This is a genomic window from Janthinobacterium lividum (assembly GCF_034424625.1).
GTDB classification, from domain to species: Bacteria; Pseudomonadota; Gammaproteobacteria; order Burkholderiales; family Burkholderiaceae_D; genus Janthinobacterium; species Janthinobacterium lividum.
This window is the reverse complement of sequence record NZ_CP139976.1, coordinates 3,492,590-3,507,141: the sequence shown is the minus strand read 5'-3', so window position 1 is coordinate 3,507,141 and position 14,552 is coordinate 3,492,590. Positions and strand designations below refer to the sequence as shown.

The window sequence follows — 14,552 nt, the reverse complement described above, 5'->3', positions numbered from 1 at the left end:
ATGCGTTTTATTTTTGCTTTTATTGTTCTGGTATTTGTGAGTGTTATTCCAGCATATGCCGGGGGTGGAAAAATCTATTTTTCCAGTGTTGCTACTCCTGTTCTAACGCCTAATTGTGCTGGTATTTTGGTCGCTGTAAACGCTGCTTACTCTCGTGATTATGGGTTTACTTGCGAGGGGCCTGACTCTGGCGATGCTTATACTATTAAGAACTCCGAAGGTAAACAGGAGATGAAAGGCACGCTTCGCGAGGATTGTGATCGTCCTCGTTTTGAATCTGATTCTTCTAAGCCGATAGGCCAGCGATGCCAGCGGGTTAAGTGTTTTGATGGTGATGCGCTTGGCTCATACAAGGTGGCGACTGCTTATTGGCAAATTGCGCCACCGGTACTAAAGCAAGCAATTATGGCCGATGCTGATGCAAAAAATTATAAAGTTTGTATTGAGGGTTGTGTAGCGCGCACTTCGTCGGTTTCAGCTTGTAATGATTCTCGTACTGTAGCTCCAAACTTGGCATTGGTTAGTTGCAATTTGGCAATGGAAGAAACGGGGCAAAAATGCTCTATTTGGGCTGATCCTACTGATGTACCCCCGTTTAATGGTTCTGTGGGGCCAGGTGACGGTAGCGGTACTGGAACAACGACGCCTGATCCGAATAATCCGGGAACGGGTACCGGCACCGGAACAGGAACCGGCACAGGAACGGGCACCGGTACAGGAACGGGCACGGGCACCGGTACAGGAACGGGCACAGGAACCGGCACAGGAACCGGCACAGGAACCGGCACAGGAACCGGTACAGGAACAGGGACGGGCACCGGAACAGGAACGGGCACAGGAACGGGCACAGGAACAGGAACGGGCACCGGTACAGGAACGGGCACGGGCACCGGTACAGGAACGGGCACAGGTACAGGAACGGGCACAGGTACAGGAACGGGCACAGGCACAGGAACAGGCACAGGCACCGGAACGGGCACCGGAACAGGAACAGGAACAGATACCGGGCCTGTAAAACAGCCCTGTGGCGCTCCTGGTCAGGCACCTTGTCGAATTGATGAGACCGGTACGCCGGAGTTGGACGGCAAATTAGGTAATGGTTGGCTTGAAACTTTCGATGATCAGAATAAAAGCGGACTCGATCAAATAGGCCAGCTTGCAAGGGAAAAGTTGGGCGCTGGTGATTGGTTTCCGAATATTAATACTGCTGCTTGTACGAACCCAAGTGTGCCAAATCCGATAACAGGTAATTCAATTGAATTGAATATTTGTAACTATGTCCAAATATTTGCAAGGTTCATTTCGGGAGTTATATGTTTTTTTGCTCTTATCGGTTCTATTCAGCAAATTACTTCAGCTTATAAGGCCTAATCATGCCAATTCTTGCAAACTTATTAGTATCTATTATCACTTTCCTTATTAGTTTCTTTGGTAGATTCATGGTCGCCGAAAAAGCTTTCCGCCTTTCCGCTGTGTTGATATTTATGGGGTTGGCGGGTACTTTATTGGCGACGGGTTTATCTTGTGCTCGTGGTGTCTGCGCACAGGGTATTTCTGGAATGTCGTCTACGCATCCTAATTTTGCTGTCGGCCTTGGCATAGCCTTTAATGGAACGACGATGGCGGCAGCTTCTTGTTATGCATCGGTGTGGCTTGCTTGCCAAATATATGTGATTAATAAAAAAGGTATTAACCTTGTGACTAAGTAGGCGGTTGATATGGCAGTTTACGCAATTACAGGCAAGCTCGGTAGCGGCAAGGGCAAAGCGGCAATTGATCAGATCAGACGTTACTTGCGGGACGGTAAGAGGGTGGCGACGAATTGTGACGTTTTTCTTGAGTACCTGATGCCATCCACGGATAAAAGCGTGGTCATACGCGTGCCAGACAAGCCGTCAGCGGTCGATCTGTACATGGTCGGTAGCGGCAACCGGTTTATCCAGTTCGAACCCATTTTGCAGTATGGCCGCGCTGGCATCACGGCCATAGCGCCGTCGCCTAAGTTGCTGCCTGGGTTTGATGAGCACCACAATGGTGCGCTCATTCTCGATGAATGCGGGTCGTGGTTAAACACACGTAATTTTCAAGACAAGGGCAGGGCGGAAATGTTGGAATGGGCCATCCATGCGCGCAAGTATGGATGGGACATTTTTTTCATCATGCAGAACATTAGCCAGGTCGACAAACAGTTGCGCGAATCGCTGCTTGAGTATGTGGTGCGCTTGAATCGTCTTGATCGCATGAAGGTGCCGCTTTTGAGCCCCGCCATTGCATTTATGACGGCTGGCGCATCGACGGGCAGTATGCCCCGCTTGCATATTGGTGTCGTGCGCTTGGGCGCTTCTCCTGATGCGCTGGTGGCGGATCGCTGGTACTTCCGGGGCGATGACTTGAACAATGCCTATAACACCACGCAAGTCTTTTCTGATAGCTACCCCCATGGCGCGCATTCCTTGCTGTCGGCATGGCACTTATCTGCTTCTGTGGGTGTTCCTCCCGATTTCATCGGGCCATTGCAGGCTACGCCTGCCGCCTTGTCTCTGTTGCGCCCAAGGGCGCTGCCTCCTAAGCCACCACACAAACATATGTCTAAATTTCTATTCTGTTCGCTGCTCTTGGGCGTCGCTCTTGGTGTTTTTGGTTATCACTTTGGAGGCTCATTTTTTGCGCATGATGTTATCCAGAAAAATGAGGAGTTTGTCTATTCCAATACGATCACGGGTGTCGGCTACATGAATCAGGGCCATAAGTACATGGTCAGTCTGTCCGATGGGCGTGTGATACAGGCGTTGCGCTTCCGCTTTGTAGATGGTGGCTGGATAGCGCAGATCGAGCCGGGCTTATGGGTACGAGGTGCCGCATGAAAAAATGGATCCTGTACCTGATGCTGATGCCCTGCATGGCGATGGCCAATAACCAGCCTGTCACGATCAATTTGTCCTCTGCTCCGCTTGTGGCATTTGCGCAAGCAACGTATAAAAATCTTCTTGATCGAGATTACGTTATCGCGCCGGATGCGCTGGCCTTAGATCGCAAGATTTCGGTTTCGGTGCGGTCGCTTACGCCGCAACAATTGCCAGTTTTTATTGAGGGTGTGCTTGCTGATCAGGGTATCGCGTCCGAGTTGCGTGAAGGGGTGTATTACCTGCGTGCTGCACAGTCTTCGCGGTCTGCACAAGCTCCGGTTGTGTCGCTTCCGCCTGAGGTCGCAACACAAAGCGCGTCGTCATCTTCTGCGGCCTTGTTTGCGCCTTTGAACAGGCTCAAATCAGGCGAAGGGGAGGGGTATTTTGACGGTGGGTATGCCAGCGGCATTGCTGGTAGTTCCTCCGGCCGGCGCCGTGATGATGAGTCCGAGGTATATGCGCCGGCTGGCCGTTCGGTTGATTTCTTGGTGCAGGTTATAACGGCTGCGTTTGGGGTGCGTAGTGCTGTGGCGGCTGGCAATCAACTTGTGCTGACCGGCAGCGCGTCGGAGTTAAACAAGATGCGCATCTTGCTCGGTGCGCTCGATCAGTTGCCGCGTATGGTTGATGTGTCGGCGTCGTGGGTCGAGGTCACGGATAACGCCAGCTCGGGCCGCGGCATTTCCATCATGGCCAGCGTGCTTGGTGCGAAGTTCGGCGCGTCGCTGGGCAGTGTCAATTCGGCGTCCGCGATCAGCTTGCGAGGAACAAATTTTCAGTTGGTGATTGACGCGTTGAACACGGATGGCCGTTTCAAACAAGTATCGAACAGCCGCATCGTGGGTGACGACTATCAAAAAATGGTGCTGACGGTGGGCGATGAGACGCCGACGATTGCCAGCACGGGCAAAGACAATTCCGGCAACAGCGTGCAAAACATCGTCTATCGGCCATCCGGCGTTATCGTCGACGTGCTGCCCAAGATACTCGGTAGCGGGAAAATCAATCTCGCCATTGATGGGCAAATTTCAAGTTTCAAGCCTACGGCCAGCGGCGTGACGGGGTCGCCCACGCTGATCAAGCGCCAGGTCAAAACAGCCGTCACGGTGAACGATGGTGAGGTGCTGTTGATCGGTGGTCTGAACGATGCGCAAACCGTCGATAGCTCCTCTGGCTTCTCGTTTCTGCCGTCATCTTGGGCTGCTCGATCGGGGACAAAGCTGCATACCGATTTGGTGCTGATTTTGAGTGCGCAAGTTCCGCGTGCCTCAGAAAAACGGTGACTTGTCACGCTAATTCCGGGGTGACGGCACAAGCGGCCCGAAGGGCAAAATCTTTGAGGGCTGATCGAAGTCGGCGGTTGATTTTGAAGTAATGGCATCAGATGGCCCGTGCGCATCGGAGCGAGGAGCGACACGACTTCAAAGTTTTAGCGGGTAGTCCGGCGCCTTGTTTAGTGCCTTGTCGCTGCACGTTGGCCAGTACGGCCCACTCTGAAAAACCGTTTTGAAAGTTTGCATATGAAACAGCTTGAGGATGACAAGACGATTGATCTACTCGGCCCGATTAAACGCGGCAGGGGACGTCCGGTGACTGGCGCGGCAAAGTCTAGTGCGCAACGGCAAAAAGAGCGTAGGGAGCGCTTGCGTGACGATGGTAAGGCATTTTTAACTGTGCATATTGATGCGCAGGTGCTTATAGGTTTGAAAGCGTATATCCGCTTTAAGGATGTGACGCCGGATCAGGTAATAGAGAAATTGTTGCGTCAGCAGTTGTTGCGTAAGCGGTAGCGGAAAGCTACGTGACGCTACCTGTGCGCAGCGCGGGTAGCGGCGCGGAGCGCCGCTAAACTTGTATTAGGGACACTTAAGAACACAGACAACTAAAACCCTGTGTTTGCCATAGGAAGAAGTAAGGATTTTCGAAGCACAAAAGAAAAGGCCCCGAACAGCTTGCAACTGTCCGAGGCCCTTGATAGACCTACCGACATAGGAATACCAATGAACGAATTAGATTATGAAAATGCGTTGTCGTCAATTGATTTTACGCCTGCTGTACAAGATGCGGATTCAGTTAAACCGGATTGGTGGTCAGACGATGGTGCCAGGGGGACGTGGCAAGACACCTATACGGCCCGTAAGCGAGTTTTCCCTGATGGGCAGTGTGTTGTCAGCGTCGTTAAGGATCGTTACTTTGTAGGGGCTGCACAGACTCGTGTTAAGGCCAAGCGTGGTGAGTCAGAAAAACGCGAAGAAAACGACGATGACGCTGGCCGTCGCGCTAAGTCGAAGGTCAGTGAGCGTTGCAAGGCAATTTCAGCTGATCGCATGGTCACACTAACGTACCGTGAAAACATGGTGGATCGTGAGCAGGCATTAAGGGATTTCAAGGCGTTCCGTCGTAGGTTGAGCAAGGTTGAACATTTTCACTACGTGGCGGTGATCGAGGAGCAGGAACGCGGCGCTTTGCACTTCCATGTTGCTGTCCGTGGCAAGCAAAACTACATATTGTTGCGGTCTGTGTGGCAAAGCGTCCTCGGCCGGGGGCCGGATGGTGAGCATATGGGACAGGTCAACGTGCGTAACCCGAACGATTTTGGATTCTCGATCAAGGGCGCGCACCGTTTGGCTTCATACATTGCCAAGTACTGCGGCAAGGATATGCAGTGCCGGGAACTTAACAAAAAGCGTTATTTCGCATCCAAGGGCATCGTGGTGCCCGAGGTGCAGTATTGGCGCTTGCCGCACTGCGTTTGTATGCTTGACGCCGTCCATGCTGCTTTTAGGATGATTGAGGGGCATGAGATGGGCGATTTGGTCACTTGGTGCAATAACGGTCTTGGCGTTGTGTACTTGGCGACGGCGCCCGGGTTGCCCGACTTGTCTGATTGTCCGTTTTGAGTGCTACACTGTATGTCCATACAGTATTTTCGGAGGGCATATGTCCAGCACTGCACGCACAATTTATTTTGTTCTCTATACACCTCCGGGCGCTCGTAAAAAGCCGCTTAAAAGCCGCTTCCGGATGACTCCGGAGGATGCTGCAAAGCGCTATGCAGGAATGCAGTATGAGCTGGTCGAGGCTGGGAAAATTGACATCCCCGACGGGCTTGATATTTCTAGCAATTCTACGAGTGCGTTTTTACGTGACCAGCGTTAGTTTTCGTGGCGTTTCGCGCCCTGAGGAGTAATGTTGCTCTGGTATGATTGCTCAAATGCAACTAGAACTTTTTCCCTTTGATTGTCTCAGCTCGGATGAGCTCGCAGAAATTTTTCACTCTATACGTAATCATTACTGGTACTTGAGAAATCTCAGGGGTGGCCGGTTCGGCCAGGCGCGTCGAAGGCAGCAGTATAGGATGGTGGCGATCCAAAAAAAACGCCTGTTGTTAGCAGGCGTCTCAAAGCGTGAAATATTGGATTTTTTACGGTGTTGTAGGCTGAAGTGTAAGAGGCATCAGCAACCCTTTAAACCATGTCCGTATTGTCCGCAGTAGCGATGCCCTACGCGTACGTCGTTTTACATAATATAAATTATGCGAAGTTATGGAGAGATTTGAGAAAACCCCCATTTCGCCAACTCCCCAATCGCAAATGCGATTTCCCCCATCTGCGTGCCGCTGTCGTGGTCGCTGGATATCTTCGCTTGGACAAGCTACATGAAATACGGCTTGTCCCCGTCCGTGTTCGGTTTGTTCACGCCCAGGTTGGCGTGCCGGTGCAGGTCTGGCGCTTCGATGATGCTGGCGATCAGGTCTGCCACGCTCTTGCGCGATACCACGGTGCCCTTGAATGGCGCGTGGCGCGTCGTCAGTTCGTAGTCGACTTCGTCTTCGTCCGTCATCCAGGCTGGACGCACGATGGTGTATGCCAGGCCGGACGCTTCGATGGCGTCGGCGGCGCGGCGGAATGGTTTCAGGTGTTCTGCCAGCCTGGCGTTGTTCCATGCGCCGAATTTTCCGGGAACTTCATCGTAGATGCCCATCGACAGGACGAAAACCAGGCGCCCGACACTGGATGCCCGCATGGCGGCAATGATGCTGTTGGCCTGGGCTTCCATGTCGTCGCCCACCAGATTGGCGTAGACCAGATCGTGACCGGGTATCGTTTGCCGCAGCAATGCCTGGTCCAGCACGTCGCCGGCCAGCACGGTGCCGTTGGCCGGGACTGGCGTAGACAGCTTGCCGGGATTGCGCAACAACAGCGTCAAGGCGATGTCTTCACGGCCCGCCAAGGCGCGGATGACCCACTGCGCCACCTGTCCGCCTGCACCCAGTATCAGTATCTTCTTCATTATTTCCGCTTTCGTCATGGCACGCTGCCATGCAGGAAGTTACAGGTTTTCTTTCAGGAGCGGAACATGGAACCCTTGAAAAAGAGACATTGCCTGATGAGGCGCGCGGGCTTAGCGCCTGGCCTGGTGGTAAGTTATTGCCCGTGGCAAGTATTTCCAATGCCAGCAATATCAATGAAATCAGGCATTTGCCGCCCATTTTGCATGAGAAGTCTCAACACTCGCATACCCCACGCTGGACTGCCGTCTGATGCGGCGCCAGACGGTGGCCTTGACGCAAATGCTGCTGGACCTGTCGCGCGCACCGTACGCCGATTTGCGTCAGGAAACCGCGCCGCCAGACCTTGCCCCGCATGCTCCTCCCTTCCCCGCCCTGCTCCCGGCGACATTCCGGACACCATACCAGCGGACTGGAAAACAGGCACTGGTATGGCCAGTATCGCCCTTATGCCGGGGCAAGGCTGCAACTGGTATTGTGATAATGCGCAAAGAATAAAACCAGTTGACTACCACCTGCAATGCTTGCACTCTGAAAAATCGGACGGTGTCCAGCCGCCCGGCCATACTAAAAACACACAAGGAGATGCAAGTGAACCGGACAGTCATGAATACCCTCATCCTTACCCTCTTCGGCGGCACGCTGGCCGCCTGCGGTGGCGGCGGCGACGGATCCAGCGGTGGCGCGAGCCAGTTGCTGGCCGGCGCGACCGCAGCAGTGGCCTGCTACACGCCGTGGAACAGCGGCACCGCCTACAACGGCGGCGGCCAGGCCAGCTACAACAACGTCAATTACACGGCCAACTGGTGGACGCAAGGCAATAATCCTTCGACCAGCAGCGGCGGCGCCGGCAGCGGCCAGCCCTGGACGGCGGTGGGAGACTGCGGCACGCCGACTCCTACCCCGACGCCCACGCCTACCCCAACACCTACGCCGACTCCCACCCCGACCCCGACGCCAACGCCAACACCAACACCTACTCCAACGCCGACCCCGACACCAACGCCTACTCCGACGCCAACGCCCACCGGCCTGGCCAAGCACGCGCTGATCGGCTACTGGCACAACTTCACCAACCCCAGCGGCGCCACGTATCCGATCAGCCAGGTCAGCGATGACTGGGATGTGATCGTCGTCTCCTTTGGCGACAACGCGGGCGGCGGCAATGTCAGCCTGACCATCGATCCCGGTGCGGGCACGGAAGCGCAATTCATTGCCGACGTGGCTGCCAAGCGCGCGAAAGGCAAGAAAGTCATCCTGTCGCTGGGTGGGCAAAACGGTTCCGTTTCCGTCGGCAACACGGCTGAAGCCACCAATTTCACCAACAGCCTGTACGCCATCATCACCAAATATGGCTTCGATGGCATCGACCTGGACCTGGAAAACGGCGTGGCGCAAGGCGCGGCCATCCAGACCTATCTGCCGATCGCCGTGAAAAACCTGAAAACCAAGGTCGGCAGCAGTTTTTACCTGTCGATGGCGCCGGAATGGGTGTATGTGGAAGGGGGCTACACGAGCTATGGCAGCATCTGGGGCGCCTACATTCCCATCATCAACGCCTTGCGCAGCGAGCTGACGGTGCTGCACCCGCAGTACTACAACAATGGCGACATCTACACGCCGTACGCCACGGGCGCCATCAAGGCGGGCTCGGCCGACCAGCTGGTGGCCACGGCGCGCATGCTGATCGAGGGATTCAATTATGGCGGCAATACCTTCGCCGGCCTGCGACCGGACCAGGTGGGCTTTGGCGTGCCATCGGGGCGCAGCTCGGCCGGCTCGGGTTTTACGACGAATGCCGACGTCAGCAATGCCCTGAATTGCCTGACGCGCCTGCTCAACTGCGGCACCATCAAGCCGTTGCAGGCGTATCCCGACTTCCGCGGCGTGATGACCTGGTCGATCAACTGGGACCGCCACGACAACTATAATTTCTCCGTGCCGACGAAGAATGTACTGAAAACCCTGCCGTAACAGCCTTTGCCCGACTGCGCATGGGAGCCTTGCTGCTCACATGCGCAGCACATGCCCTGGCGCAGCATCTCCCTCCCCTTGCGTGTGCTTGGATGCATGGCAATTAATATTTCTCAATCCATAGATGCAATCTATGGATCCAGTTGAAATATTTTACTTCCTTTTGTAAATGAGAATCGTTACTATCTACTTCAAGGATAAGCGAATTCAACAGAAAGGAGCATCCCTTGTTTACAGCCATCAAAACATTCAGCCAGGTCTGCACGCATACGTCGATCGCCTTCGGTCTCGCCTACTTGCTGACGGGGTCCCTGGCAATCGGTGGCTTGGCCGCAATCATCGAACCGGTCATTAATGTCGCCTTGCTGCCATGGCACGAAAAAGCCTGGCACGCGATCCGCCGCCGCTACGCCGCCAGCCGCCTGGGCTTTGCCGCCCTGGCCGGTGAAAAACTCAGCCAGACAGCCCTGCACATGGGCGTGGCCTTCGGTGTCATGTACTGGGCCACGGGTTCCATGGCCTTCGGCGGCTTGCTGGCCGTGGTCGAGCCGATCTGCAACGTGATCGTCCTGCCCTTCCACGACCGGCTGTGGGAAAAAGCCCGCTTTCGCCTGGAATGCCGGGGCGCGGCCCGTCTCGCCGCCTTGTAGTCCTCCTCCGTTCCCCTTCTTAATTACCTGCCCACACGGGCGGACGCCGCTGCACCCACGGCGCCGCCCGCTCCAGTTGCCCTGCCAGGCGCAGCAGCACGCCATCCCTGGCGTAGCCAGCCATGAACTGCATGCCGATCGGCAAGCCCTCATTTGACATGGACAGCGGCACGGACATGGCTGGCAAGCCCGCCACGTTCGCCAGCGGCGTATAGGGCGAATGCTCGAACAGGCGCGCCGTCCAGCCCAGCCCATCAAACTGTTCCTCCTTTTCGCCATAGTGCCCCAGCTGCCACGGCAAGTCCGGCATGGTGGGCGTCAGCAAGACGTCGTATTGCTCAAACAATGCGCCGGCCTGGCGCGTGACCGTGTTGCGCACGTCGAGGGCCGCCACGAAATCGACCGCCGAGACCGTCTTGCCATGACGGTAGCAGGCCAGGGTCGCCGGTTCCAGGGTATCGAGCGACACGCCGCGCCCGCTCTCTTGCGCCAGGCCGTCTATCCACGGCACCAGGTTGGCGCACCAGATACTGGCATTGGCGTGCACGAACGCTTGCCACGACACGCCCAGCGCGGGCGACACTTCTTCCACGTGGTGGCCCAGGCTTTGCAGCAGGCGCACGGCAGTGTCCAGCGCGGCATCGATGGCGGGCACAGGATAGGCGCCATCGCAGGCAGCGCGCTGCACGCCGATGCGCAGCTTGCCCGGCGCCACGCTCACCTGCGACAGCCAGCTATGGCCGGGCGGACTCGTCAGATACGGCTCGCCCGGCAGTACTCCCTGCACGGCGTCAAGCAAGGCGGCGCTGTCGCGCACCGTGCGGCTCACGCCCAGCTGCACGCCCAGGCCGCTGAAGATCTCGTCCATGGCGGGGCCGTTCGAGACGCGACCCCGGCTCGGTTTCAAGCCGAACAGGCCCGTCGAGGCGGCCGGCACGCGGATGGAACCGGCCGCATCCGTCGCATGGGCCAGCGGCACGATGCCGGCTGCCACGGCCGCCGCCGCGCCGCCGCTGGAGCCGCCCGCGCTCAATGCCAGGTTCCAGGGATTGCGCGTGGCGCCGTACAGCACGGGTTCCGTGGTGGTGGCAAAGGCCATTTCGGGCGTGCTGGTGCGGCCGAACGTCACCAGGCCCGCCTGGCGAAACTGCGTCATCAAGTGGGAGTCGGCCTGGGCCACGTGGCCGGCACCCAGGCGGCTGCCCGCTTCGCTGCGCTGGCCCGCCATGGTGACGGCCACATCCTTGATCAGGAATGGCACGCCGGCGAACGGCGCCGCCTTGTCGATGACCGATAAATCTGCCGGCCACAGTTCGACCACGGCGTTGATGCGCGGGTTGACGGCGGCGCAGGCGCGCATGGCAGCGTCGTGCAATTCGGTGGAGGAAACGTCGCCTTCGCGCAGCAGCTGGGCCAGTCCCAAACCATCAAAGCTAGTGTATTCATGGAGTTGCATCAGTTTATTCCTGTAATAGATGAAGAGTGGAAATCACAGGAACTACTGTAGGGCTTGCGCTATCATAGTGGAAATGAATAGTTGATATACAAGGTATAGCCGTGAACAATTCGCATAAGCTGGATTTGCACAAACTGGACTTGAACCTGCTGCTGACCCTCAACGCGCTGCTGATTGAGCGCAACGTCACGCGGGCGGCGGCGCGGCTGCACCTGAGCCAGCCTTCCGTCAGCGTGCAGCTGGGCAAGCTGCGCGCCGCTTTCGATGATCCGCTGCTCTTGCCCGGTCCGCGTGGCATGCTGCCCACGGCGCGTGCGCTGGCCCTGTTCGCGCCCCTGCAAGCCGTGCTGGCCCAGCTGGAGCAAGTCTTGCAGCCGGAACAGGCGTTCGAGCCAGCCACGGCCGAGGTGCGCTGGAACCTGGCGGCCGCCGACGCCACCGAGTATGCGATCTTGCTGCCGATGCTGCCCGGCCTGCGCGCGCAGGCGCCGTTGTCGCGCATGGCCGTCTTCGAAGCCGTGCCGGCGCGCATGGCGCACGACCTGGAAAGCGGCCAGGTCGACCTGGGCTTTCTGGCGCAGGAAGAAGCGCCGCCCGGCTTGCGCCATCGCACCCTGTTCACCGAGCACTATGTGCTGGCGGGCCGCCGCGACCACCCGCTGCTGAAGACGCCGCCCGACCTCGAGCAGTTTTGCGCGCTGGAATTCATCGTCGTCTCGCCCAATGGCGGCGGTTTCCGCAGCAACGTGGATATAGCGCTGGAACAGCTGGGCCGAACGCGCAAGGTGGTACTGTCCGTGCCGCATTTTCTCATCGTGCCACCCCTGCTGGCCGCGTCCGACATGGTGGCCCTGCTGCCGTCGCGCCTGCTGAAGAATGCGCTGGGCGCCTTGCGCACATGGGAGCCGCCCGTCAGCCTGCCCGACTATGAGATGGCCATGGTCTGGCACGAGCGCATGCACCTTGAGCCGGGCCACCGCTGGCTGCGCGAGCGCATCATGGCCAGCTTGTAAGTTGGCCTACACGATTTTCCATCTCAAAACACTAGGCAAAATTACCTAGTCGATCGAAAGAAACTCCCAATGTTCGCCGTGGTGACGACTGCGTAAGCTTGCGCGTAATAATAAAGGGTCACCATGAACGCCATTTCCATCCTGCATCGCGGGTCGCACCGTCCTCCTGCTTCCTCCCCCTCGCTGTTTGGCCGGCTTGCCGCCATGCTCCTGGGCATGCTGGCCTTCTGCGCCGGCGCCTGGGCCGCGCCTGCGCCCGCCGCGTCGGCCGAGCTGATCAAGCGCGGCGAGTATGTTGCCCGACTGGGCGACTGCGTGGCCTGCCACACGAGCCCGAACGGCGCCGCCATGGCCGGCGGCCTGGAGCTCAAGACGCCGTTCGGCACCATTTACAGCACGAATATCACGCCGGACGCCAAGACGGGCCTGGGCACGTATACCTTTGCACAATTCGACCGCGCCATGCGCAAGGGCGTGGCGGCGGACGGGCACAACCTGTATCCGGCCATGCCCTACCCTTCCTACGCGAAGATCACGCCCGACGACATGCAAGCCCTGTACGCCTATTTGCAGCGCGGCGTGGCGCCCGTGGCGCAGAAAAACCGCGAAACGGATATGAAATGGCCGTTCAGCATGCGCTGGGGCCTGTCGCTGTGGAACGCCGTCTTCCTCGACGACGCGCCGTTCAAGCCCGACAGCGCCAAGTCGGCCATGTGGAACCGGGGCAGCTATCTGGCCCAGGGTCTCGGCCATTGCGGATCTTGCCACACGCCGCGCGGCGTGGCCTTCCAGGAAAAGACCATGGGCCAGGATGGCAGCGGCGGCAAGCACTACCTGTCCGGCTTCACCTTCGACGGCTGGCATGCGGTGAACCTGCGCAGCCTGTGGACGCCAGGCGACATCGTGCAATTGCTCAAGACGGGCCGCAACAGTTTCGGCACGGCGGCCGGCAGCATGACGGAAGTCATCACGCACAGCACGCAGTACTTCACGGATGGCGACCTCGATGCGCTGGCGCATTACCTGCACAGTTTGCCGGCCAAGAATGGGGCGGCCGCGCCGCCGAAGAAAACGGCGCCCCTCGTGGCGGCCAGCAACGACGCCCTGTACAACACGCGCGGCGGCCTCGGCTACCTGCAGTTTTGCGCCACCTGCCACCGCCGCGACGGCCGTGGCGTGGAAAACATCTTCCCGCCGCTGGCGCAGAACGACTCGGTGCAGTCGAAGGATGCCACCTCCGTCATTCATATCGCGCTGACGGGCTGGCAGTCGGCCGTCACGCAGCATTCGCCCCGCTCCTTCGGCATGCCCGCGTATGACCGCCTGTCGGACACGGAACTGGCGGAAATCCTCACCTTTGTGCGCGGCAAGTGGGGCAATCAAGGCGCGCCCGTCACGCCTGCGCAGATCGCCAAGGTGCGCAAGGAGCTCAAGCTCAAGGCGCCGGACGCGGGCGGCTTCGTCACGCCCCGCTTCGCCGCCCTGACGGCCGATCCGAATGCCAGCCAGCTGATCCATGGCATGCAACTGATGACGGAAACGCGCGCGCGCCTGCCGCAAAACGTGGGCAACGACCTCAATTGCAGCAGCTGCCACCTGAATGGCGGCACGGTGGCCAACGGTTCGCCCTTCCTCGGCATTTCCGCCTTCTTCCCGTCAGAAGCGCCGCGCGCCGGCAAGATCATCAGCCTGGGCGAGCGCATCAATGGCTGCTTCCGCCGCTCGATGCACGGCAAGCCGCTGCCCGTGGACGGCCCCGACCTGCAGGCGATGGTCGCCTATATCGACTGGATGAAGGGCGCCACGCAGGCGAATGACAAGGTGGCGGGACGCGGCGTGGCGAAGATCGACCGCAATCTGCTGCCCGATCCCGTGCATGGCAAAAAAGTATATGCCGAGCAATGCGCCGTCTGCCATGGCGCAAATGGCGAGGGCATCAAGGGCGCCAATGGCGTAGTAGCCTTCCCGCCGCTGTGGGGCGACCGTTCCTTCAATATCGGTGCCGGCATGGCCCGCACCTACACGGCGGCCGGCTTCGTCAAGGCCAACATGGTGATGGGCCACGGCCAGAAATTCCCGCTGGGGCAAGGCAACCTGTCCGACCAGGATGCCGTCGACGTGGCCGAATATTTTACGCACATGCCGCGTCCGGACTTCCCCGACAAGGTCAAGGATTGGCCGAAGGGCGGCAAGCCCAGGGATGCGCGCTACTGAGGCGCCATCCAGTGCGGAATCTGCTACGCTCATGCCACGACCATCCGA

14 protein-coding genes are annotated in these 14,552 nt (G+C 58.3%); 12 read left to right on the top strand and 2 right to left on the bottom strand.

Going from position 1 to position 14,552, the window contains the following annotated elements; genetic code table 11:
- The 7 genes from U0004_RS15815 to U0004_RS15785 all read left to right on the top strand — a co-directional run bounded on the left by U0004_RS15815 (position 1) and on the right by U0004_RS15785 (position 6,065).
- The gene (locus U0004_RS15815; protein ID WP_175494849.1) at positions 1-1,371 is read left to right on the top strand and encodes a hypothetical protein; all 1,371 of its coding nucleotides are present in this window, start codon (positions 1-3) and stop codon (positions 1,369-1,371) included.
- A 2-nt stretch (positions 1,372-1,373) separates the two neighbouring features.
- Positions 1,374-1,709: a hypothetical protein gene (locus U0004_RS15810; protein WP_139144115.1), complete on the top strand. Its 336-nt coding sequence runs from the start codon at positions 1,374-1,376 to the stop codon at positions 1,707-1,709.
- Between the two features lie 9 nt (positions 1,710-1,718).
- A complete protein-coding gene (locus U0004_RS15805) occupies positions 1,719-2,864 on the top strand; it encodes a zonular occludens toxin domain-containing protein (RefSeq protein WP_081345549.1) in 1,146 nt (381 codons plus the stop codon).
- The gene (locus U0004_RS15800; RefSeq protein WP_167468662.1) at positions 2,861-4,189 is read left to right on the top strand and encodes a type II secretion system protein GspD; all 1,329 of its coding nucleotides are present in this window, start codon (positions 2,861-2,863) and stop codon (positions 4,187-4,189) included. The genes U0004_RS15805 and U0004_RS15800 overlap by 4 nt, the downstream gene beginning before the upstream one ends.
- 237 nt (positions 4,190-4,426) lie before the next feature.
- On the top strand, positions 4,427-4,696 hold the full coding sequence (locus tag U0004_RS15795) for a hypothetical protein (RefSeq protein ID WP_070254915.1): 270 nt from the start codon (positions 4,427-4,429) through the stop codon (positions 4,694-4,696).
- 210 nt (positions 4,697-4,906) lie between these two features.
- Positions 4,907-5,806 (top strand): rolling circle replication-associated protein, encoded by a 900-nt coding sequence (locus tag U0004_RS15790; protein WP_070254917.1) that lies wholly within the window; start codon positions 4,907-4,909, stop codon positions 5,804-5,806.
- Positions 5,807-5,846: 40 nt separating this feature from the next.
- On the top strand, positions 5,847-6,065 hold the full coding sequence (locus U0004_RS15785) for a hypothetical protein (RefSeq protein WP_139144116.1): 219 nt from the start codon (positions 5,847-5,849) through the stop codon (positions 6,063-6,065).
- A gap of 495 nt (positions 6,066-6,560) precedes the next feature.
- Here the strand turns inward: U0004_RS15785 and U0004_RS15780 are convergent, their stop codons facing one another.
- The gene (locus tag U0004_RS15780) at positions 6,561-7,199 is read right to left on the bottom strand and encodes an NAD(P)H-binding protein (protein ID WP_070254919.1); all 639 of its coding nucleotides are present in this window, start codon (positions 7,197-7,199) and stop codon (positions 6,561-6,563) included.
- A 29-nt stretch (positions 7,200-7,228) separates the two neighbouring features.
- Between U0004_RS15780 and U0004_RS15775 the strand changes: the two genes are divergently transcribed.
- The 3 genes from U0004_RS15775 to U0004_RS15765 all read left to right on the top strand — a co-directional run bounded on the left by U0004_RS15775 (position 7,229) and on the right by U0004_RS15765 (position 9,821).
- Complete coding sequence (locus tag U0004_RS15775) at positions 7,229-7,450, top strand: hypothetical protein (RefSeq protein WP_139144118.1); 222 nt, start codon at positions 7,229-7,231, stop codon at positions 7,448-7,450.
- A gap of 353 nt (positions 7,451-7,803) precedes the next feature.
- Positions 7,804-9,171: a chitinase gene (locus tag U0004_RS15770; RefSeq protein ID WP_231958257.1), complete on the top strand. Its 1,368-nt coding sequence runs from the start codon at positions 7,804-7,806 to the stop codon at positions 9,169-9,171.
- 227 nt (positions 9,172-9,398) lie between these two features.
- Entirely contained in the window at positions 9,399-9,821 is a 423-nt protein-coding gene (locus U0004_RS15765) for a DUF2061 domain-containing protein (protein ID WP_070254921.1), read from the top strand.
- A 19-nt stretch (positions 9,822-9,840) separates the two neighbouring features.
- Here U0004_RS15765 and U0004_RS15760 read toward each other — a convergent pair whose 3' ends face one another.
- The gene (locus tag U0004_RS15760; RefSeq protein WP_115057495.1) at positions 9,841-11,277 is read right to left on the bottom strand and encodes an amidase; all 1,437 of its coding nucleotides are present in this window, start codon (positions 11,275-11,277) and stop codon (positions 9,841-9,843) included.
- A gap of 101 nt (positions 11,278-11,378) precedes the next feature.
- Between U0004_RS15760 and U0004_RS15755 the strand changes: the two genes are divergently transcribed.
- Together U0004_RS15755 and U0004_RS15750 are read left to right on the top strand one after the other, a co-directional pair.
- The gene (locus U0004_RS15755; RefSeq protein WP_370452805.1) at positions 11,379-12,290 is read left to right on the top strand and encodes a LysR family transcriptional regulator; all 912 of its coding nucleotides are present in this window, start codon (positions 11,379-11,381) and stop codon (positions 12,288-12,290) included.
- A 123-nt stretch (positions 12,291-12,413) separates the two neighbouring features.
- Entirely contained in the window at positions 12,414-14,504 is a 2,091-nt protein-coding gene (locus U0004_RS15750; RefSeq protein WP_070254452.1) for a c-type cytochrome, read from the top strand.
- Positions 14,505-14,552 lie beyond the last annotated feature (48 nt).